Here is a 20,394-nt window from a genome sequence, read left to right as displayed (position 1 = left end):
GGCCATCATATTAATGCTGGCACGCCGGGCACCAGTAAAAAGGCCGGGAGGAGAGCGTGGTTTTTTCAATGATCCCCCCGCAGCGCCGACACTTTTTCCCTGCCCGATGGAACACCTCGAAGCGAAACAGCGCGCCGTGGTGTTTGTTTTCATCCGCCTGCCCTCGCGTCTGGTAAGAGAGGCGTGGAATGGCGAGACAGGCCTGCGCGAGCGCATCCAGCTGCGCTTCGCTCAGCGCCGCCGCCTTATGACGCGGCGCAAGCTGCGCCTGCCAGAGGATCTCCACCCGTAGATAGTTGCCAAGCCCCGCCAGAAACGCCTGGTCGAGCAGTAAGCCGCTGAACTGGCGACGGCGAAAGCGCGGGCTTAACAGCCGGGCCTTAACCTCTTCCACCGTTAAAGACATATCCAGCACATCTGGCCCCACCCGCTGCAAAAACGCGTGCGCCGCCACGCCTTCGGCATCCAGCATTTCTATCTCCGAGGCGCTGTAAAGCAGCACGGCGGCCTCTTTGGTTTCCAGCCGCACACGCAGGCTGCGCGTGGTCTGCGGCGTTTCACCGGCCTTCACTACCCGCCAGACGCCATACAGCTGGTTATGGCTATAAAGCGTTAACCCATTAGAGAAGTGCGTCAGCAGCGCTTTACCCCGCGTTTCCAGACGCTCCACCCGTTCGCCGACCAGCGAGGTTTCGAACGTTTTCAGCGCGGGAAAGGCAAACCAGACGTGCGTTAACGGCTTGCCTGCTACCGCCTCTTCAAGCTTATCCGCCGCGCGGCGGATTTCCGGTCCTTCCGGCATGCTTCATCCTTTTCGTTTCAGGCTGACGCCGCATAGCGCCGCCCCTCGTTTTACGTTTTATGCTCCTGCATAACCTTAGCCGTAAAACGCCGCGCATGCTTAACGGCCGATGCCGCTTCAGTGTTTATCCCACCAACAAAAACCGCCGTTCGCAGACGGCGGTTCAGGGCGTTACTCCAGCGCCAGCAGCGCGAAGCTTGCGAGCCAGTGTCCGCCGCTGTAGTGGCTTCCCACCACGTGTTCAACGCTCGCCGAAAGATGGCGCGCCACCGCCTCTTTCAACGCGGTCTGCGCCGTATGGTTTTCCGGCAACGCCTTCGCAATGTGCTTCATGCACCAGGCGCGGCTGAGGTTTAGTCCGTCAAGGTGAGCGATTTTCGGATCGGTGCGATCGCTCACCTGCGCCGGGTTCATCAAAGCCGAAACCGAGGCCACCTGCGGCAGGAAAGCATCAAACCACGCCGGGAAATTATCCGCCACCTTGCTCATTAGCAGCGCTTCGGTCAACGCGCCGGAAATATACTCATCGCCGCCCGGCTCGTAGTGCGCCGGATAGTGCTTATCGTGCAGATAATAACGATTAGCCGCGTCCAGTATGGCGCTTTCCAGCGCGTTGTCTTCCAGCGCTCGCGCATAATCCAGCCCCAGCGCCAGCGCAAAAGCGGTGTTGTAATGCGTCCCCACGCGAATCGGGTATGTTAGCTTGCTGAGGTAATCCATAAGCCTCGCGCGAATATCCTGCGTGAGCGGCTCCAGCGTCTGATGCCAGCGTTCGGCCTGCGGCAGCGAAGCGCGCTTCAGCTCCTGGGCCAGCGCCAGCAGCCAGCCATAGCCATAGGGACGCTCAAACGAGGCGCGGAACGGCGCGGTAAAATAGGCCAGCTCCTGCGCCACGTTCTCGTCGGTAACGTGCTCATCAAACAGGGCAATAATCTCCTCGCGGCACGACAGCTGCGGGTAAAGGCGCAAACAGCGCAGCAGCAGCCAGTAACCATGCACCGCCGAGTGCCAGTCAAAGCAGCCATAAAAAATGGGATGCAGTTCGCGGGGCGGCAATACGTCACCATCATCATTGAGCAAATGCATAATGTGGTTCGGGTATTCCTGACGCAAATAGGTTAAAGGCATCCGGGCGAAGGCGTCAGCCTGATGTTGCGTTAATTCCATAACAGCTCCTTAGGTACACCGCGCCGCGCTTAGCGAAACACGAGGAAATACATTAACAACACATTCACCGCCAACAGCGGCAGCGCGGTGGGGATCTGAACTTTAATCACTTGATATTTATCCTTCAGCTCCAGCAGTGCCGCAGGGACGATATTAAAATTCGCCGCCATCGGCGTCATCAACGTGCCGCAATAGCCGGCATACATGCCAATCGCCAGCAGCGGAGCCGGGTCGCCATGGTGGTGATGAATCAAAAACGGCAGGGCGATGCCGGCGCTTAATACCGGGAAAGCGGCGAAGGCGTTGCCCATGATCATGGTGAAGAGCGCCATGCCGATGCAGTAAATCACCACCAGCATGAAGCGGTTTTCCGGGTCGACGAACAGGCTCACCACTTTTTGCACCGAGTCGCCCGTGTTCGCCGCCACAAACACGCCGCCAAGCATAGCGAGCATCTGCGGCAGAATAATCGCCCAACCGATCGTATCCACCAGCCGGCGGGACTGGCGAATCGCATGCAGCGGCGTGCCGCGCGTCAGCCACCAGCCGGTCAGGATGGCCGCTATACATGCCACGCTAAGCGCAGCGAGCGTCAGCTGTTTCTGGTCGAGCAGGAAAACGCCGCCGACCGCAACGCCTTTCAGAAACAGCGTACCCAGCACCGTCACGACAGGGATCATCAGCGCCGGCAAAAAGAGCCAGTTCTTCAGACGCTCAGACGAAGCGACGCGCTCAGGCTCGGTGGACATTTTGTAATGCCCCTTCCCGACCAGCCCAAAACCCGCCAGCAGGGCGATGACGATAACGCCGCCGCCGATAATCCGGTACGCCAGCGATTTACCAAGCTCCTGCACCATCAGGTCGCCAAACAGAAAAATCCCGCCGAACAGAAACCAGAACAGCGCGGTGGTAAAACGTTTCGGGTTGCCGCGATCGCGCAGCGTCATCACCACCAGCAGCATAACGATAAAGCCGATGAGGTAATAAACGCGGTTGATGGTTATCAGCGTACTCATTGCGCTACCTCCTGCTTGCCCTGCTCCGCTTTCCAGGCCATCACGTCGCGACGGATGCTGGCATCCAGACGCAACAGACGAATCATATGGATAATCAGCGCCGAGATAGCGGTAGGGATCGCCCACAGGCCGATGTGCAGCGGCTCAATGCCCGCAATGCCGTTCTCTTTCAGGAAGGCGTCAATCAGCAGCACCGCGCCGAACGCGATAAAAATGTCTTCGCCGAAGAACACGGCGATATTGTCGCAGGCGGCGGCGTGGGCTTTGATTTTATCGCGGATATGCTGCGGCAATTCGCCATATTCGTTAAGCGCCGCCCCTTCCGCCATCGGCGCCAGCAGCGGACGCACGGTTTGCGCGTGTCCGCCGAGCGACATCAAGCCCAGCGCCGCCGTCCCTTCGCGCGCCACAAAATAGAGCATTAAAATACGCGCCGAGGTTGCGCTGGCGATTTTCGCCACCCAGGCCTGAGCGCGCTCTTTGAGTCCGTAATACTCCAGCAGGCCAATGACCGGCAGGATCAGAATGAAAGTCGCCAGCGAGCGGCTGTTAACAAACTTCTCGCCAAACGTTTCCAGCAACATGCCGAAATCCATGCCGACCAGCAACCCCGTCGCCAGACCTGCGACCACCACGACCAACAGCGGGTTGAAGCGCAGCGCAAAACCTATAACCACTATCGGTATCCCGATGAGCGGCAACAGTGTGGAACTGTCCATAAAACGTGACCCTATCTAAAGTGAGCGTTGCACGCCGAAGGCTATTTTTTTAATACTCCCCATCAGGGCGAAGCGTGTGGCATTGCGGCGAACGGTTGTTGTGTATGTACGACAGGTCCTGTGAATGCGCGAAACCTGCGCAGACCCTGAGTCAAAAAGCTATATCCGAACGCCCATAATATGTAAACAATTTATCAATAAAATGTTTTTATTTTATCCGTTCGGTTTTATATTTTTTGCTAATAGTCACATTTATGTAAGGGAAGTTATGACCCGGAAAAATGCTTCTGTATCAACGAATAACGACGACATCAGCGATGGTCGCATCGTCTCTTCCCGCCACCTGGTTTCGGAGCGCTGCGCGGAATTATCGGAGCTGGAATATGCGCTGATCATGACCAGCAACGCGTTTAACAAATGGATGGTGCGCTGTATGACCGCTGCGGGCGAACCCGATATGGGTGCGTTTGACGTCTCGCTCCTGCATCACGTTAACCACCGCAACCGCAAGAAAAAGCTCGCGGATATCTGTTTTGTGCTGAACGTAGAGGACACGCATGTCGTGACTTATGCGCTGAAAAAACTGGTTAAGGCAGGTTATGTGACCAGCGAAAAGGTGGGTAAAGAGCTCTATTTCTCAACTACCGAGGAGGGAAAAGCGTTGTGTATGCGATACCGGGATGTGCGCGAAGCCTGCCTTATCGCTATCCAGGTGGAAAGCGGCATACCGGGCTCTTCTATTGGCGATACGGCCCAGCTGCTGCGCACCATCTCTTCGCTTTATGATACCGCCGCGCGGGCTGCGGCTTCGCTTTGAGCGCATGCCCGCCGCAAGCGACGGGCTATATTGACCGGGCCCTTTAACCCGCGTTGATCGCAATCTGGCGCTGTTCGAAAGCCTCGCGCAGCCGACGCGCAAACGCCAGCGCGTGCGCGCCGTCGCCGTGCAGGCAGACCGTCTGAGCGTTGACTTTCGCAAAGCCGCCTTCCCGGCTCCGTACCCGGCCGTTCAGCACCATATCAAGCGTACGCGCTACCGCCTCGTCGTCATCCTCAATCAGCGCGCCCGGCTCGCTGCGGGGCACCAGCGAACCATCCGCCAGATATCCCCGGTCTGCGAACACCTCCTCCCGGGTCGCCAGGCCATAATGCGCACCGGCGCGAATAAGCTCGCTGCCCGCAAGGCCCACCAGGATTAAATTCGCATCCAGCGCTTTCACCGCGCGGGCGATGGCATCGGCCAGCAGCGGCTCCCTTGCCGCCTGGTTGTAGAGCATGCCATGGGGCTTCACATGCTTCATCACGCCCCCTTCGGCACGGGCGATGGCGGCTAAGGCGCCCGCCTGGTACAGCGTCTGGGCGTAAACCGTTTCCGGCGGCAGCTGCATCGCCGTGCGGCCGAAATTTTCGCGATCGGGAAAGGAAGGATGCGCGCCGATAGCGACATGGTGCGCCAGCGCCAGCCGCACGCTTTCCCGCATCGTCTGCGCATCGCCCGCGTGAAAACCGCAGGCGATATTCGCCGAGGAGATAAGCGGCATCAGCGCACCGTCGTCGCCGCAGCCTTCGCCGAGATCCGCGTTCAGGTCAATCTTCATCATTCAGTCGCCAGGCCAGTTGATCGAAATAACGCTGTTGATCTTCACGCGCCGCCAGCGCCTCCTCCAGCGTGCACTGCACGAAGTGAATCGGCTCGCCCAGGCGCAACTGCGCGAGCTTATAGAGATCCGCTTCAATTACGCACGCGATGCGCGGATAGCCGCCGGTGGTCTGAGCGTCGTTCATCAGTACGATAGGTTGACCGTTGTGCGGCACCTGCACCACGCCCGGCATCAGGCCATGAGAAGCCAGCTCGCGGTCGGTAGTGCGCGCCAGCGGCTGGCCGTTCAGCCGGTAACCCATGCGGTTGCTTTGCGGGCTGAGTTGCCATGGCGCGCGCCAGAACGCTTCCTGCGAAGCGTGTGAAAACTCGTGATACTCCGGCCCCGGCAGCGCACGGATACGGTTACCCCAGAACAGCGGCTTCACACCGCGCGATTCACGAAAATGACGCGCGGAAGGCAGCTGCGCCAGTTCGTCGCCGTCGCGAAGCGGACGTCCGTGAAAACCGCCGAAGCCCGCCTTGAGATCGGTGCTGTAGGAGTTCATCACTTTCGGCACATCCAGGCCGCCCGCCACCGCAAGGTAGCTGCGCATGCGATGCTGTGGGGATTTCAGCGTCAGCGTCTGGCCAGCTTTCGCCGCGATGCGCCAGCTTGTCCATACCGCATGCCCATCCAGCTGCGCCTCACAGCCCGCGCCGGTTAAAGCAAACCAGCAATCTTCTGTAAACTGCACGCGAAATTGGCCGAGCGTTATCTCCAGCGCTGCGGCGTCCGGGTCATTGCCCACCAGCAGGTTGGCGATGCGTAGCGCGGGCGTATCCATGGCGCCGCTGCGGCTTACGCCGAACTGCCGCCAGCCGAAGCGCCCGCTGTCCTGTACCGTCGTATGCATTCCGGCGCGAAGTATGATTAACATACGCCCTCCTTTTGCGGTACGAAGCGCACGGTATCGCCGGGCATCAACAGCCCTGGCGGCTCATGGGTGGGGTCAAACAGCGCCTGCGGCGTGCGCCCGATTATCTGCCACCCGCCGGGCGTGGGCAGCGGATAGACGCCAGTCTGGTTGCCGCCGATGCCGACCGAGCCAGCCGGCACGCTCAGGCGCGGCTCCGCACGCCTGGGCGTAGCGAGCGCGGCAGGCAAGCCGCCAAGGTAAGGAAAACCAGGCTGGAAGCCGACAAAATAGACGATATACTCCCCGGCGGCGTGCTGTTCCACGACCTGCTTCTCGCTTAGCCCCGTGTGGCGCGCCACGTCGGCCAGATCCGGCCCCATGTCGCCGCCGTAAATCACCGGCAGGGTTACCTGCCGTGAAGGTGGGTCCATCGCTTCGCTCTCTTCCCACCAGCGTTGCAGGCGCTCAATGGCGTCCAGCGCCAGCGCTTTTGGCTCCCGCAGCACGACGGTGATGTTATTCATGCCCGGAATGGTTTCCACGACCGAAGGGACATCGGCCAGACGCTGCGTGAGCCACCAGATACGACGCTGGCTTTCCAGCGTGACGGGCGGCTCAAGCTCCAGCACTACCGCGCTTTCACCCAACAGATAACAACGTGCTCTTTGCACTTAAGCTCCCCTTTATGCCGGGTTCGGGATATCGATGAACGTCACATCGAGATCGGTTTCTTCCTGCAGCCACTCGCTCAACGCGCGAATGCCGCCGCGTTCAGTGGCATGGTGGCCTGCCGCATAGAAATGCAGCCCCTGTTCACGGGCGGAGTGAATAGTCTGTTCAGAGACCTCGCCCGTAATAAAAGCGTCCACGCCGAAACGCGCCGCCGCATCGATAAAGCTCTGACCGCCGCCAGTGCACCACGCCACGCGTTTGACCTCTGCCGGGCCGGTATCGCCGCACCAGAGCGGACGACGCCCGAGCCGCGCCTCAAGCCAGGAGGCGAATTCCAGCCCGGGCACCGCCATAGAAAGCTCGCCCCACAGCACCAGCGGCTCGATTTCGCCTTTCACTTCAATACCCAGCAGACGCGCCAGCTGCACGTTATTCCCAAGTTCCGGATGCGCGTCCAGGGGCAGGTGCCAGCCGTAAAGGTTGATGTCATTAGCCAGCAGCGTTTTTAAGCGGTTGCGCTTCATGCCGCGAATGACCGGTGACTCGCCTTTCCAGAAATAGCCATGATGAACAATGACGGCGTCCGCCTGCTGGCGCACCGCCTCATCCAGCAGCGCCTGGCTTGCGGTCACGCCGGTGATGATTTTGCGGATCTCGTCGCGTCCTTCAACCTGCAGGCCGTTTGGCGCGTAGTCGCTGAAGCCTGCGCTGTTGAGCTTCTGATTGATTAGCGTTTCCAGTTCGGTATTTTTCATCATCGTTCTCTTAATGCGTTTTCCGTGCAGCCTCGTAGGCCGCGAGCGTGGCGGCGCGAGCCGCTTTGTGATCGACAATCGGGCGCGGGTAATCAAGCCGCGCGCCCCGTTTTTCCGCCCATGTCCAGGGTTGATGCACCGCTTTGTCGGGGATATGGCGTAATTCCGGCAGCCAGCGGCGAATAAACTCGCCCTGCGCATCGAACTTCTCGCCCTGGGTTGTGGGGTTGAAAATGCGAAAATAAGGCGCGGCGTCCGTACCGGTTGAGGCGGCCCACTGCCAGCCGCCGTTGTTCGCGGCATAATCGCCATCAACAAGTTGCGTCATAAAATAACGCTCGCCCCGCCGCCAGTCGATAAGCAGATCTTTCACCAGAAAGCTGGCGGTTATCATCCGAAGCCGGTTGTGCATCCAGCCCGTTTCATTCATCTGGCGCATGGCGGCATCGACAATCGGGTATCCCGTTTTGCCTTCGCACCAGGCCTGAAAGTGGTCGTCGTTTTGCTGCCAGCGCACCTTGTCCGTCCAGCCGATAAAGGGCTTGTGGCGGCTGAGCGTCGGCCAGGCGGTCAGCAGATGGCGATAGAAATCACGCCAGATAAGCTCGTTGAGCCACACCGCGCCGGGACCGCCTTCCAGCGCGCCGGGCTGTTCGGCCACCAGCCGGTGCAGGCACTGACGCGGCGAGAGCACGCCCAGCGCCAGCCAGGCGGATAACCGACTGGTGCCATCGCGGTCCGGGAAATCGCGCTCGTCGGGATAGCGCGCCACCTTCTGCTGGCAGAAGTGGCGCAGCCGCGCCAGCGCCGCCTGCTCACCTGCCGGAAACAGCGTCTCATCAACCGCGCATTGCGGATAATCAAATGGCTTTAGCGGCGAGACAGGAGTGAGCGCCCCGCCTTCCCGCGCTTTCGGCGCGTGCGCGCACTCCGGCAGGCCTTCCTGCAGGCGACGGATAAACGCCCGGCTGAAAGGGGTGAAGACTTTGTACATCTCGCCGTTGCCAGTCGTGACGCTGCCTGGCGGCAACAGCACGCTGTCATCAAACCCCTGACAGACTACGTTGCCCTCCAGACATCGCTCCACTTCCCGATCGCGGCGATGCTCGTTCAGCTCATACTGGTAGTTATAGAAAAGCGCGTCGACCTGATGCTTCGCGCAAAACTGTTTTATTTCCTCTACAGACTCAGCAAAGGTGGCGACTTCCCGCACGTGCAGCGGAATGCCCCGCTCCGCCAGGGCCGTCTGCAGCGCCTGGAGGTTTTGCCAGAGAAAAGCGGCCTGACGAGGCGCCATCGCGTGGTCTTGCCACTGCTGCGGCGTGGCGATGAACAGGCCGAGCACGGCGGCGTTTTTATCGCGGCAGGCGGCGGCCAGCGCCAGATTGTCGTGGATGCGCAGATCCGCGCGAAACCAGACCAGATGGGTGGTCATAACACTCCTGTTTTAATGGCCGTAACGCAGACGCAACGCTTCCGGATAGGGTTCGAAATAGCGCTGCTGGTCAAGATAGGCATCCGGGTATTCTGCCATATAATGTTTCAGCAATGTTACCGGCGCGAGCAGGGGCTGCGTCCCCTGGCGGTAGCGGTCGATAAGCTCGGCAAGTTCCTGGCGCTGCCGCGCGTTGAGGTGCGGGCGGAAATAGCCCTGCACATGCATCAACACATTGGTGTGGTTGCGGCGGGTCGCCTGATGCGACAGCAAATCCATCAGCCGCTGGCGATACTCAACGAAATACGCCTCCAGGTTTTCCCACTTATCTATCGCGGCGACAAAACGCCCCAGTTCGCGGTATTGCGCCTGCGAATGCGCCAGCAGCAGCAATTTATAGCGACTGTGGAACGCGATAAGTTCGCCGCGGGTCAGCCCGTTTTTATGGAGTTCGTTAAGTTCAAACAGGGTATAGATGCGTTCGACAAAATTTTCCCGAATGAGCGGATCGTGCAGACGCCCATCTTCCTCCACCGGCAGCCAGGGGAATTTACGCATCAGGGCTTCGGTATAAATGCCGCGCCCTGCCTTACGGTTATTTTTTCCCTCTTCGTCATACACGCGTACCCGCTCCATGCCGCAACTGGGGGATTTGGCGCAGACGATATAACCGCAAAGATGTTCAAAACGGGAAATGCGCTCCTCTGCGAAATCCTGCATCGCGGCGGTTAAATCGCCCTCCCGCTTATCGCTAAAGCGTAGCGCGACGCCGCCTGCCGGCTGCTTAACCAGCCGCAGCGCAGGACGAGGCACCGGCAGGCCGATAGCCATTTCCGGGCAGACAGGCTCAAAGCGCACCCACGGCGCCAGTTCATCGACGGCAAAAGTAAGCCGCTTATGCCCACCATCAAATCTTACGTTGTCCCCTAACAAACAGGCGCTGATGCCAACAGGGATTTTTTCACTCATAACCGCTCCTTACGCGCTACATCTTCCAATTGTAGCCAGGCCAAAAAGAAAAAGGCCGCCCGAGGGGGCAGCCTTAACGCTACTTGACCTGCGTGATGACGGAAAGCAAAAATGTATTGCCAGAAACAATAATATTTCCCTCTTCCATCGTCATCACGCCATCAACAACGAGACGTCAAAAGATTTTGCTTCATTGCGCGGTCCCCGCTGTTAACCGTTTCGCCTTCTTACCGACAGTGAAAACGCAGCGAATAGCGGCATGCTAAGCCTGTGTTGTAAAAGACCGCCAGCCCTTCGGCAATAAAAAAACCGCCTTTACGGCGGTTTTTTCGGCTGATATTGACTGGCTTAGTAAAAGTCGCAGGCAGCCTGTTCAGATTGCGCCATCCAGACGGGTTTATCGCTGGTTTTCGCCCAGACGCGGTGCAGATAGCTGTAAAAACGAGCGCGATCTTTCCAGAACAGCATGACCGGCAACGCGAGCACGCCCGCAACAATCACCAGAGCGCGACGCAGGAGGATCCGATGCGCTGGAAATTCTTTATATAAAGACATAGGTTTCTCCCCTTTAAGTGACCCGGCAAAAAAGCGCCGAAAAGTGATAAGTGGTTAGCTGGTTAAAATAGTATCGTTTTGTTTGTAATTTTACTACTCCTCCGACCACTATTTCTGGCGTATAAGCCCGATATTTACACTTCTTCCGTAAATAAGTTACAAAACGGTTAAATAAATACTAAACCTTAGTTAAATAATGGTTTTTGCTTTTTTTATATTTTTTTTACACCCCGCCGCGTTTTTTTTGCGAAATCTTTGCGCGCGAATTTCTAAGCTCACGTCATCCTGAATACCCCACTGGAGGTGGATTGTGAGTGCAGGCGTGATAGCTGGCGTGGTGCTGGTTTTCCTGTTGCTGGGCTACCTGGTGTATGCCCTTGTTAAAGCGGAGGCGTTCTGATGGCGGCTCCCGCTTTTTTACTTATCGCGAGTTTCCTGCTGGTGCTTCTGCTGCTGGCGAAACCGCTCGGCAGCGTGCTTGCGCGGTTCGTTGAAGACGGACCGCTGCCTGTCGTCGGCAAAGTGGAGAAATGGCTGTGGTCCTTTACCGGCGTGGGCAACGAAGAGATGGACTGGAAGCGCTACCTGTTCGCTATCCTTCTGTTTAACGCTCTTGGACTGGCGGTGCTTTTTGCGATTCTGATGCTGCAAGGTTCGCTGCCGTTAAACCCGCAGCAGTTGCCAGGCTTAAGCTGGCATCTGGCGCTCAACACCGCCGTCAGTTTTGTGGCTAACACGAACTGGCAGTCTTATGCGGGCGAAAGCACGGTTAGCTATTTCAGCCAGATGGTCGGGCTGACGGTGCAAAATTTCCTCTCAGCCGCTACCGGCATCGCCGTGGTGTTTGCCCTTATTCGCGCCTTTGCCCGTCATTCTGTGACGACGCTTGGCAACGCGTGGAAAGACCTTACTCGCGTCACGCTCTGGGTATTGCTGCCGATATCGCTGATTATCGCCCTGGTCTTTATCCAGCAAGGCGTCATTCAGAATTTTGCTGACTATCAGCCTTATACCTCGCTGGAAGGGGCGAAACAGCTGCTGCCGATGGGGCCTGTCGCTTCGCAGGAGGCTATCAAGATGCTCGGCACCAACGGCGGCGGTTTCTTCAACGCCAACTCTTCGCACCCTTTTGAAAACCCGACCGCGCTGACCAATTTCGTGCAGATGCTGGCGATTTTCCTTATCCCCGCCGCCTTGTGTTTCACCTTTGGCGAAGCGACCGGCGACGCTCGTCAGGGGCGCGCCATTCTCTGGTCGATGAGCATTATCTTCGTAGTCTGCGTCGCGGTGGTGATGTGGGCCGAAACCCAGGGCAACAGCCACTTCCTCACGCTCGGCGCGGATAGCGCCATCAACATGGAAGGCAAAGAGAGCCGCTTCGGCATTCTGGCGAGCAGCCTCTTTTCCGTGGTCACCACCGCGGCGTCCTGCGGCGCGGTCAATGCGATGCACGACTCCTTCACCGCGCCTGGCGGCATGATCCCGCTGTGGCTGATGCAGATTGGCGAAGTGGTTTTCGGCGGCGTAGGCTCCGGGCTTTACGGCATGCTGCTGTTCGTGCTGCTGGCGGTGTTTATCGCCGGGCTGATGATTGGCCGCACGCCGGAATACCTTGGCAAAAAAATCGACGTGCGCGAAATGAAAATGACCGCGCTGGCTATCCTGGTTACGCCTGCGCTGGTGCTGCTCGGCACCGCGCTCGCCATGATGACCGACGCCGGGCGTGCGGGCATCTATAACCCCGGTATTCACGGCTTTAGCGAAGTGCTCTACGCCGTCTCCTCCGGCGCCAACAATAACGGCAGCGCCTTTGCGGGCCTGAGCGCCAACACGCCGTTCTGGAACCTGCTGCTGGCGGTTTGCATGCTGCTGGGTCGTTTTCTGGTCATCATTCCGGTGATGGCGATAGCGGGCTCGCTGGTCGCGAAAAAAGCGCAGCCGGCGGGCGTCGGCACGTTGCCCACGCACGGCGCGCTCTTTATCGGCCTGTTGATCGGCACGGTTCTGCTGGTTGGCGCCCTGACCTTTATCCCCGCCCTCGCCTTAGGCCCGGTAGCGGAACACCTTTCTCTTGTGAAATGACCATTGCGGAGTCGCTATACATGAGTCGCAAGCAACTGGCGCTGTTTGAAGCATCCCTGCTTCGTCAGGCGCTGATGGATTCGTTCAAGAAATTGAGCCCACGCGTGCAGTGGCGTAACCCGGTGATGTTCATTGTCTGGCTGGGCAGTCTGCTGACCAGCGTGCTCGCTGTCGCCATGGCCACAGGCAGCCTGCCCGGAGAGGCGCTGTTTACCGGCGCCATCAGCCTGTGGCTGTGGTTTACCGTGCTGTTCGCTAACTTCGCCGAAGCGCTGGCGGAAGGCCGCAGTAAAGCGCAGGCCAATAGCCTGAAGGGTGTAAAGAAAACGGCCTTCGCCCGGAAGCTGCGCGCGCCGCAGCATGATGCGCAGGTCGATCACGTGCCCGCCACGGATCTGCGTAAGGGAGATATCGTGCTGGTGGAGGCTGGCGACATTATCCCCTGCGACGGCGAAGTGCTCGAAGGCGGCGCGTCGGTGGATGAAAGCGCCATTACCGGTGAATCCGCGCCGGTGATTCGCGAGTCGGGCGGCGATTTCGCCTCGGTGACCGGCGGTACGCGCATACTTTCCGACTGGCTGGTTATCCAGTGCAGCGTCAACCCGGGCGAAACCTTCCTCGACCGGATGATAGCGATGGTGGAAAACGCAAAGCGCCGCAAAACGCCGAACGAAATCGCGCTGACCATTCTGCTGGTGGCGCTGACGATAGTCTTTCTGCTGGCGACCGCGACGCTTTGGCCATTCTCGCTGTACGGCGGCACGGCCGTCAGCGTGACAGTGCTGGTGGCGCTGTTGGTGTGCCTTATTCCCACGACTATCGGCGGGCTGCTGTCGGCTATCGGCGTCGCCGGGATGAGCCGTATGCTCGGGGCGAATGTTATCGCCACCAGCGGACGCGCAGTGGAAGCGGCGGGCGACGTGGATGTGCTGCTGCTTGATAAAACCGGCACCATTACGCTTGGCAACCGTCAGGCTTCGGCTTTCCTCCCTGCGCCTGGCGTAAATGAACAACAACTGGCCGATGCCGCGCAGCTCGCATCGCTTGCTGACGAAACGCCGGAGGGCCGCAGCATTGTGGTGCTGGCGAAGCAGCGCTTTAATCTGCGCGAACGCGACGTGCAAAACCTGCACGCCACCTTTGTGCCCTTCACCGCCCAGACGCGCATGAGCGGCATTAACGTCGGCGACAGGATGATTCGCAAAGGGTCAGTTGACGCCATTCGCCGTCACGTCGAGGCCAACGGCGGCCACTTTCCGTCGCAGGTGGATACGCTGGTAGAAGAGATTGCCCGCCAGGGCAGCACACCGCTGGTGGTGGCCGAAGGGGCGAACGTGCTCGGGGTGATTGCGCTTAAAGATATCGTAAAAGGCGGCATTAAAGAGCGTTTCGCACAGCTGCGCAAAATGGGCATCAAAACGGTGATGATCACTGGCGATAACCGCCTCACCGCCGCCGCTATCGCCGCCGAGGCGGGCGTGGATGATTTTCTCTCGGAAGCGACGCCGGAAGCGAAGCTCGCGCTTATCCGTCAGTATCAGGCGGAAGGTAGGCTGGTGGCGATGACCGGCGACGGCACCAATGACGCCCCCGCGCTGGCGCAGGCGGATGTGGCGGTGGCGATGAACTCCGGCACCCAGGCGGCGAAGGAGGCGGGCAACATGGTGGACCTCGATTCCAACCCCACCAAACTTATTGAGGTGGTGCATATCGGCAAGCAGATGCTGATGACGCGCGGCTCGCTCACCACGTTCAGCATCGCCAACGACGTAGCGAAATATTTCGCCATTATTCCGGCGGCGTTTGCCGCCACGTATCCGCAGCTTAACGCGCTGAACGTGATGCATCTGCACTCCCCCGCCTCGGCAATCCTGAGCGCGGTCATTTTCAACGCGCTGATCATTATTTTTCTTATCCCGCTGGCGCTGAAGGGCGTGAGCTACAAACCGCTGAGCGCTGCCGCCATGCTGCGCCGCAACCTGTGGATATACGGGCTGGGCGGGTTGGTCGTGCCCTTTATCGGCATCAAGGCCATCGATCTGCTGCTCACCCTTTTTGGTTTAGTCTGAGGAAATAGTTATGACGATGTTACGTCCCGCCATTATGCTGCTGCTGTTGCTGACGCTGATTACCGGCGGCCTCTATCCGCTCGTGACTACCGCCCTCGGGCAGTGGTGGTTTAACGCGCAGGCGAAGGGCTCGCTCATCGAGCAAGCGGGAGAAATCCGCGGCTCGCGGCTTATCGGTCAGGCGTTTAGCGAAGCGAAATATTTCCAGGGCCGCCCCTCTGCCACTGCCGAAGCGCCGTATAATCCCATGGCGTCCGGCGGCAGCAACCTCGCGGGCAGCAATCCGGAACTCGATAAACAGGTGCAGGAGCGAGTGGCGGCATTACGCGCCGCTAACCCGCAGGCGACGCCTACGGTGCCGGTAGAGCTGGTGACCGCCTCCGCAAGCGGCCTGGATTATGGTATTTCGCCGCAGGCCGCCGCCTGGCAGATCCCGCGCGTCGCCCGCGCCCGCCAGCTTTCCGTTGAACAATTAGCGCAACTGGTGGCGCAAAATACGCAAACGCCAATGCCGGGTTTTATCGGCCAGCCGGTAGTGAATGTGGTGCAGCTCAACCTCGCGCTGGATGCGCTGCAAAAATAAAGGAAGGGATATGACCGAAGAACCGACGCGTCCGGACCCGGATCGCCTGTTAAGCCAGGCGAGCGACAGAACGCGGGGCAAACTCAAAATCTTCTTCGGCGCCTGCGCGGGCGTAGGCAAAACCTACGCCATGCTCCAGGAAGCCCAGCGCCTGCGCCAGCAGGGGCTGGACATCCTGGTGGGCGTAGTGGAAACCCATGGCCGCCAGGAAACGGCGGCCCTCCTTGAGGGGCTGGCTATCCAGCCCCTCAAGCGTATCCAGCACCGCAGCCGCACCGTGCAGGAGTTTGATCTCGACGCCGCGCTGGCGCGCCGCCCGGCGTTGATCCTGATGGACGAACTGGCGCACAGCAACGCGCCGGGCTCCCGTCACCCCAAGCGCTGGCAGGATGTGGATGAGTTGCTCAACGCCGGTATCGACGTTTTCACCACCGTTAATGTGCAGCATCTGGAAAGCCTGAACGACGTGGTGGGCGGAGTAACGGGCATTCAGGTGCGCGAAACGGTGCCCGATCCTTTCTTTGACGCCGCCGACGAAGTGGTGCTGGTGGACCTTCCTCCCGATGACCTGCGCCAGCGTCTGCATGAAGGCAAAGTTTACATTGCAGGCCAGGCGGAGCGCGCCATTGAGCACTTCTTTCGCAAAGGCAATCTGATCGCGCTGCGCGAACTGGCGCTGCGGCGCACCGCCGATCGGGTGGACGAGCAGATGCGCGTCTGGCGCGATAACCAGGGGCTGGAAAAGGTCTGGCATACGCGCGACGCTATTTTGCTTTGCATCGGCCACGGCAGCGGCAATGAGAAGCTGGTGCGCACCGCCGCACGCCTTGCCGCTAAGCTCGGCAGCGCCTGGCACGCCGTCTATGTGGAAACGCCGCGGCTGCATCGCCTGCCGGAAAAATCCCGTCGCGCCATCTTAAGCGCGCTGCGCCTTGCCCAGGAGCTGGGCGCGGAAACCGCCACGCTCGCGGAAGCGGAGGAAGAGAAAGCGCTGCTGCGCTACGCGCGGGAACATAACCTTGGCAAAATTATCATCGGCAGGCGCAATCGCCGCCGCTGGTGGAACCGCGAAACCTTCGCCGAACGGCTGGCGCGCCATGCGCCGGACCTCGACTTGCTTATCGTCGCGCTTGATGACAAGCCTCTCGCCAGCGCGCCTAAGGCCCCGGACGCGCGCCCCTTTACAGAAAAGTGGCGCATACAAATTCGCGGCTGCCTCGTCGCACTGCTGCTTTGCGCCTTAATCACGCTGGTGGCGAATCAGTGGCTTTTGGCCTTTGACGCCGCCAACCTGGTGATGGTCTATCTGCTGGGCGTGGTCATGGTCGCCCTCTTTTACGGGCGCTGGCCGTCCGTACTGGCGACGGTGATTAACGTCATCAGCTTCGATCTCTTTTTCATCGCCCCGCGCGGCACGCTGGCGGTCTCCGATGTGCAGTATCTGCTCACCTTTGCGGTGATGCTCACCGTCGGGCTGGTTATCGGCAACCTGACCGCGGGCGTACGCTACCAGGCGCGAATAGCGCGTTATCGGGAGCAGCGCACGCGCCATCTTTATGAAATGTCGAAAGCGCTGGCGGTGGGCCGTTCGGCGCAGGATATCGCCGTGACCAGCGAGCGCTTTATCGACTCCACGTTTCATGCCCGCAGCCTGATGCTGCTGCCCGATGAGCACGGTAAATTGCTGCCACCTGTCGATACCGCCAGCATCAGCGCATGGGATGAGGCCATCGCCCGCTGGAGTTTCGATAATGGTCAGCCAGCGGGCGCCGGCACCGACACGCTGCCCGGCGTGCCGTATCAGATCCTGCCGCTGCGCACCGCGCACAAAACCCACGGCCTGCTGATTGTCGAACCTTCAAGCCTGCGCCAGTTGATGATCCCCGAGCAGCAGCGTTTGCTGGAGACCTTCACCCTGCTTATCGCCAGCGCGCTTGAGCGGCTGTGGCTGACTAAAAGCGAGGAGCAGGCGCGTATGGCGAGCGAGCATGAGCAACTGCGTAACTCGCTGCTGGCGGCCCTTTCTCATGATTTACGCACGCCGCTTACCGTACTTTTCGGCCAGGCGGAGATCCTGACGCTCGACCTCGCCTCCGAAGGCTCAAAACATGCCCTGCAGGCCAGCGCTATTCGCCAGCATGTGCTGAACACCACGCGGCTGGTGAATAACTTGCTGGATATGGCGCGCATTCAGTCCGGCGGCTTTAATCTGCGCAAAGAGTGGTTGACGCTTGAGGAAGTGGTCGGCAGCGCGCTGAAAATGCTGGAGCCAGGCCTTGGCGGGCGGCATATTGAACTCGCGCTGCCGGACCCGCTGATGTTGATTTACGTCGACGGCGCCTTGCTTGAGCGCGTGCTGATTAATTTGCTGGAAAACGCCGTGAAGTATGCGGGCTCGGCGGCGCGCATCGGCGTACGGGCCAGCCGTCGGGACGAGCAACTGGAGCTGGAAGTCTGGGACAGCGGGCCGGGGATCCCACCGGGTCAGGAAGCGGCGATTTTCGCGAAATTTGCGCGCGGCAACAAAGAATCCGCCATTCCCGGCGTCGGGCTCGGTCTCGCTATTTGTCAGGCTATAGTTGAGGTGCACGGCGGCATCATTTACGCTAAAAACCGCCCTGAAGGCGGCGCAAGCTTCCACATCGTGCTGCCCCAGCAGCGCCCCCCTGAGCTGGATATTCACGAGGACATGTGATTAGCGTACTGATTGTCGAAGATGAGAAAGAGATCCGCCGCTTTCTGCGCGCCGCGCTGGAAAGCGAAGGCTTGCGCGTTCATGAAGCGGAAACGTTGCAGCGCGGGCTGATTGAGGCCGCGACCCGCAAACCGGATCTGGTCATACTCGATCTTGGCTTGCCCGACGGCGACGGGCTGGATTTTATCCGCGATTTTCGCCAGTGGAGCCAGCGCCCGGTGATAGTACTGTCAGCACGCAGCGAAGAGGAAGATAAAATCGCCGCGCTGGATGCCGGGGCGGATGATTATCTGAGCAAACCCTTCGGCATCGGCGAGCTGCAGGCGCGCCTGCGCGTGGCGCTGCGTCGTCATGGCAGCTCAACCCCGGACGATCCGGCTTATCACTTTTCCGATATTCATGTCGATCTCGCTACACGGCGCATTCTGCGCGGCGAAGAAGAAATTCACCTGACGCCCATCGAGTTTCGCCTGCTGGCGGTGCTGCTGAATAATCACGGCAAGGTGCTGACGCAGCGGCAGCTTTTAAGCCAGGTCTGGGGGCCGAACGCCGTGGAGCATAGCCACTATTTGCGCATCTATATGGGCCACCTGCGCCAGAAACTGGAAAGCGATCCGGCGCGTCCGCGCCATCTGCTGACAGAAACGGGGATTGGCTACCGCTTTATGCTGTAACGCCGACATAAAAAAGGGAGCGACAAGCGCTCCCTTTTTATATTCAACCCATCAGGCGTTTTTCAACACTTCGCTGACGATCTCCACCGCTTCTTTCTCAATCTGCTTACGGTGTTCCGCGCCGAGGAAGCTTTCACAATAGATTTTGTACGCGTCTTCCGTGCCTGACGGACGCGCGGCGAACCAGCCGTTGTCAGTCATCACTTTCAGCCCACCAATGGAAGCGCCGTTGCCTGGCGCGGCGGTCAGGCGCGCCGTGATGGGGTCGCCCGCCAGCTGGCTTGCGCTGACCATTTCCGGCGACAGCTTAGAAAGCGCCGCTTTTTGCGCGGACGTGGCGGAAGCCTGCAGACGGTTATAGCTCGGCGCGCCGAAGCGTTCAGCCAGCTCATCATAATGCTGCTGCGGGTTTTTGCCGGTGACGGCGGTGATTTCCGCCGCCAGCAGACACATGATGATGCCGTCTTTATCGGTGGACCACGGCGTGCCGTCAAAACGCAGGAAAGAGGCGCCCGCGCTCTCTTCGCCGCCGAAGCCAAAGCTGCCGTCGTAAAGGCCATCAACGAACCATTTGAAGCCTACCGGCACTTCCACCAGCTTACGGCCGAGATCGTTCACCACGCGGTCAATCATCGCGGATGAGACCAGCGTTTTACCGACAGCCACCTCGTTGCCCCACTGCGGACGATGCTGGAACAGATAGTTAATGGCGACCGCCAGATAGTGGTTCGGGTTCATCAGCCCCGCCGGGGTGACAATACCGTGACGGTCGTAATCCGGGTCGTTGGCAAAGGCCAGATCGAACTTATCACGCAGCGCCAGCAGCCCCGCCATCGCAGACTCAGAGGAGCAGTCCATACGGATAACGCCATCTTTATCAAGGTGCATGAAGCGGAAAGTTTGATCGACCTGATCGTTAACAATGGTCAGATCCAGCTTGTAGTGCTCCGCAATACGCTTCCAGTATTCGATACCGGAGCCGCCAAGCGGGTCAACGCCGAGCTTCAGGCCCGCTTTCTGGATAGCCGCCATATCGACGATATCCGCCAATCCTTCGACAAACGGCTGCACCAGGTCTTTTTCCTGAATGCGACCGCTGGCCCAGGCTTCGTCAAGCGGCAGGCGTTTAACCTCTCTCAGGCCGTTCGCCAACAGCGCGTTTGCGCGATCTTCCACCACTTTGGTTACGTTAGTATCCGCCGGGCCGCCGTTCGGCGGATTGTATTTGATGCCGCCATCTTCCGGCGGATTGTGAGAGGGGGTAATGACAATGCCGTCCGCCTGAGCGCCGCCATTTTTGTTGTGAACCAGGATAGCGTTGGAAACCGCAGGCGTTGGGGTGTAACCATTGTTTTCCTGCACGATGATATCGACGCCGTTCGCGGACAGGACTTCCAGCACAGAGATAAAAGCGGGCTCAGAGAGCGCATGGGTATCTTTACCCACATAGCACGGGCCGGTAATGCCGTTTTTAGCGCGCTCTTCGGCAATGGCCTGGGCGATAGCCAGAATGTGCGGCTCGTTAAAGCTGTGACGTCCCGCGCTGCCGCGATGGCCGGAGGTACCGAACTTCACCGCGTGCTCAACGTTGCCGACTTCCGGCTTCAATACGTAGTACTGCGCGGTAAGCTGCGCGACGTTAATCAAATCACTTTGTTGCGCGGGTTGACCCGCACGGTTATGCATTGCCATGGCCTGATCC

Annotated in this window: 19 protein-coding genes; 7 read left to right on the top strand and 12 right to left on the bottom strand. The window is 59.5% G+C overall.

Annotation, left to right across the window (positions count from 1 at the left end):
- Positions 1 to 10 precede the first annotated feature (10 nt).
- From nei to IEX01_RS02325, 4 genes are all read right to left on the bottom strand, one after another.
- Entirely contained in the window at positions 11 to 802 is a 792-nt protein-coding gene (nei, locus tag IEX01_RS02340) for an endonuclease VIII (protein WP_024557143.1), read from the bottom strand.
- A 171-nt stretch (positions 803 to 973) separates the two neighbouring features.
- Positions 974 to 1,969, bottom strand: a complete 996-nt coding sequence (locus tag IEX01_RS02335; protein WP_188723210.1) for a DUF2891 domain-containing protein — start codon at positions 1,967 to 1,969, stop codon at positions 974 to 976.
- Between the two features lie 29 nt (positions 1,970 to 1,998).
- On the bottom strand, positions 1,999 to 2,985 hold the full coding sequence (locus tag IEX01_RS02330; RefSeq protein WP_024557145.1) for a DUF979 domain-containing protein: 987 nt from the start codon (positions 2,983 to 2,985) through the stop codon (positions 1,999 to 2,001).
- Complete coding sequence (locus IEX01_RS02325; protein WP_024557146.1) at positions 2,982 to 3,704, bottom strand: DUF969 domain-containing protein; 723 nt, start codon at positions 3,702 to 3,704, stop codon at positions 2,982 to 2,984. The genes IEX01_RS02330 and IEX01_RS02325 overlap by 4 nt, the downstream gene beginning before the upstream one ends.
- A 268-nt stretch (positions 3,705 to 3,972) precedes the next feature.
- On the opposite strand from IEX01_RS02325, the gene IEX01_RS02320 reads away from it, so the two are divergent.
- A complete protein-coding gene (locus IEX01_RS02320) occupies positions 3,973 to 4,521 on the top strand; it encodes a winged helix DNA-binding protein (RefSeq protein ID WP_188723209.1) in 549 nt (182 codons plus the stop codon).
- Positions 4,522 to 4,564: 43 nt separating this feature from the next.
- On the opposite strand, the gene pxpA is transcribed toward IEX01_RS02320, so the two are convergent.
- From pxpA to IEX01_RS02285, 7 genes are all read right to left on the bottom strand, one after another.
- Complete coding sequence (gene pxpA, locus IEX01_RS02315; RefSeq protein ID WP_308423933.1) at positions 4,565 to 5,302, bottom strand: 5-oxoprolinase subunit PxpA; 738 nt, start codon at positions 5,300 to 5,302, stop codon at positions 4,565 to 4,567.
- On the bottom strand, positions 5,292 to 6,224 hold the full coding sequence (gene pxpC, locus IEX01_RS02310; RefSeq protein ID WP_188723207.1) for a 5-oxoprolinase subunit PxpC: 933 nt from the start codon (positions 6,222 to 6,224) through the stop codon (positions 5,292 to 5,294). The genes pxpA and pxpC overlap by 11 nt, the downstream gene beginning before the upstream one ends.
- Positions 6,218 to 6,874, bottom strand: a complete 657-nt coding sequence (gene pxpB / locus IEX01_RS02305) for a 5-oxoprolinase subunit PxpB (protein WP_188723206.1) — start codon at positions 6,872 to 6,874, stop codon at positions 6,218 to 6,220. The genes pxpC and pxpB overlap by 7 nt, the downstream gene beginning before the upstream one ends.
- A gap of 12 nt (positions 6,875 to 6,886) precedes the next feature.
- Positions 6,887 to 7,630: a type 2 GTP cyclohydrolase I gene (locus tag IEX01_RS02300; RefSeq protein WP_024557151.1), complete on the bottom strand. Its 744-nt coding sequence runs from the start codon at positions 7,628 to 7,630 to the stop codon at positions 6,887 to 6,889.
- A gap of 10 nt (positions 7,631 to 7,640) precedes the next feature.
- Entirely contained in the window at positions 7,641 to 9,065 is a 1,425-nt protein-coding gene (gene phrB / locus IEX01_RS02295) for a deoxyribodipyrimidine photo-lyase (protein ID WP_188723205.1), read from the bottom strand.
- Positions 9,066 to 9,077: 12 nt separating this feature from the next.
- The gene (locus IEX01_RS02290; protein ID WP_188723204.1) at positions 9,078 to 10,034 is read right to left on the bottom strand and encodes a YbgA family protein; all 957 of its coding nucleotides are present in this window, start codon (positions 10,032 to 10,034) and stop codon (positions 9,078 to 9,080) included.
- A 348-nt stretch (positions 10,035 to 10,382) separates the two neighbouring features.
- Complete coding sequence (locus IEX01_RS02285; protein WP_024552040.1) at positions 10,383 to 10,589, bottom strand: YbfA family protein; 207 nt, start codon at positions 10,587 to 10,589, stop codon at positions 10,383 to 10,385.
- A gap of 310 nt (positions 10,590 to 10,899) precedes the next feature.
- Between IEX01_RS02285 and kdpF the strand changes: the two genes are divergently transcribed.
- Genes kdpF through kdpE form a run of 6 tightly spaced genes read left to right on the top strand, consistent with a single transcriptional unit; the run spans position 10,900 to position 18,692 of the window.
- Complete coding sequence (gene kdpF, locus IEX01_RS02280) at positions 10,900 to 10,989, top strand: K(+)-transporting ATPase subunit F (RefSeq protein ID WP_071788469.1); 90 nt, start codon at positions 10,900 to 10,902, stop codon at positions 10,987 to 10,989.
- Positions 10,989 to 12,671 (top strand): potassium-transporting ATPase subunit KdpA, encoded by a 1,683-nt coding sequence (kdpA, locus tag IEX01_RS02275; protein WP_024560878.1) that lies wholly within the window; start codon positions 10,989 to 10,991, stop codon positions 12,669 to 12,671. Before kdpF ends, kdpA begins: the two co-directional genes overlap by 1 nt.
- A gap of 20 nt (positions 12,672 to 12,691) precedes the next feature.
- Positions 12,692 to 14,740 (top strand): potassium-transporting ATPase subunit KdpB, encoded by a 2,049-nt coding sequence (kdpB, locus tag IEX01_RS02270; protein ID WP_188723203.1) that lies wholly within the window; start codon positions 12,692 to 12,694, stop codon positions 14,738 to 14,740.
- A 10-nt stretch (positions 14,741 to 14,750) separates the two neighbouring features.
- On the top strand, positions 14,751 to 15,323 hold the full coding sequence (kdpC, locus tag IEX01_RS02265) for a potassium-transporting ATPase subunit KdpC (RefSeq protein ID WP_048887183.1): 573 nt from the start codon (positions 14,751 to 14,753) through the stop codon (positions 15,321 to 15,323).
- Positions 15,324 to 15,333: 10 nt separating this feature from the next.
- Positions 15,334 to 18,018, top strand: a complete 2,685-nt coding sequence (gene kdpD / locus IEX01_RS02260) for a two-component system sensor histidine kinase KdpD (protein ID WP_188723202.1) — start codon at positions 15,334 to 15,336, stop codon at positions 18,016 to 18,018.
- A complete protein-coding gene (kdpE, locus tag IEX01_RS02255; protein ID WP_024559694.1) occupies positions 18,015 to 18,692 on the top strand; it encodes a two-component system response regulator KdpE in 678 nt (225 codons plus the stop codon). The genes kdpD and kdpE overlap by 4 nt, the downstream gene beginning before the upstream one ends.
- A 51-nt stretch (positions 18,693 to 18,743) precedes the next feature.
- Here the strand turns inward: kdpE and pgm are convergent, their stop codons facing one another.
- Positions 18,744 to 20,384: a phosphoglucomutase (alpha-D-glucose-1,6-bisphosphate-dependent) gene (gene pgm / locus IEX01_RS02250; RefSeq protein WP_188723201.1), complete on the bottom strand. Its 1,641-nt coding sequence runs from the start codon at positions 20,382 to 20,384 to the stop codon at positions 18,744 to 18,746.
- Positions 20,385 to 20,394 lie beyond the last annotated feature (10 nt).

Source organism: Franconibacter daqui, from assembly GCF_014644275.1.
Taxonomy (GTDB): domain Bacteria; phylum Pseudomonadota; class Gammaproteobacteria; order Enterobacterales; family Enterobacteriaceae; genus Franconibacter; species Franconibacter pulveris.
This window is presented reverse-complemented; position numbering and strand designations above follow the sequence as displayed.

Bases quoted from the DNA above. Each gene is read 5' to 3' on its own strand.
- IEX01_RS02335 (WP_188723210.1), bottom strand. From the start codon at position 1,969: ATGGAATTAACGCAACATCAGGCTGACGCCTTCGCCCGGATGCCTTTA.
- pxpC (WP_188723207.1), bottom strand. From the start codon at position 6,224: ATGTTAATCATACTTCGCGCCGGAATGCATACGACGGTACAGGACAGC.
- pgm (WP_188723201.1), bottom strand. From the start codon at position 20,384: ATGGCAATGCATAACCGTGCGGGTCAACCCGCGCAACAAAGTGATTTG.
- phrB (WP_188723205.1), bottom strand. From the start codon at position 9,065: ATGACCACCCATCTGGTCTGGTTTCGCGCGGATCTGCGCATCCACGAC.
- kdpB (WP_188723203.1), top strand. From the start codon at position 12,692: ATGAGTCGCAAGCAACTGGCGCTGTTTGAAGCATCCCTGCTTCGTCAG.
- kdpA (WP_024560878.1), top strand. From the start codon at position 10,989: ATGGCGGCTCCCGCTTTTTTACTTATCGCGAGTTTCCTGCTGGTGCTT.
- IEX01_RS02325 (WP_024557146.1), bottom strand. From the start codon at position 3,704: ATGGACAGTTCCACACTGTTGCCGCTCATCGGGATACCGATAGTGGTT.
- kdpD (WP_188723202.1), top strand. From the start codon at position 15,334: ATGACCGAAGAACCGACGCGTCCGGACCCGGATCGCCTGTTAAGCCAG.
- IEX01_RS02330 (WP_024557145.1), bottom strand. From the start codon at position 2,985: ATGAGTACGCTGATAACCATCAACCGCGTTTATTACCTCATCGGCTTT.
- nei (WP_024557143.1), bottom strand. From the start codon at position 802: ATGCCGGAAGGACCGGAAATCCGCCGCGCGGCGGATAAGCTTGAAGAG.
- pxpA (WP_308423933.1), bottom strand. From the start codon at position 5,302: ATGAAGATTGACCTGAACGCGGATCTCGGCGAAGGCTGCGGCGACGAC.
- kdpC (WP_048887183.1), top strand. From the start codon at position 14,751: ATGACGATGTTACGTCCCGCCATTATGCTGCTGCTGTTGCTGACGCTG.
- IEX01_RS02320 (WP_188723209.1), top strand. From the start codon at position 3,973: ATGACCCGGAAAAATGCTTCTGTATCAACGAATAACGACGACATCAGC.
- IEX01_RS02290 (WP_188723204.1), bottom strand. From the start codon at position 10,034: ATGAGTGAAAAAATCCCTGTTGGCATCAGCGCCTGTTTGTTAGGGGAC.
- IEX01_RS02300 (WP_024557151.1), bottom strand. From the start codon at position 7,630: ATGAAAAATACCGAACTGGAAACGCTAATCAATCAGAAGCTCAACAGC.
- IEX01_RS02285 (WP_024552040.1), bottom strand. From the start codon at position 10,589: ATGTCTTTATATAAAGAATTTCCAGCGCATCGGATCCTCCTGCGTCGC.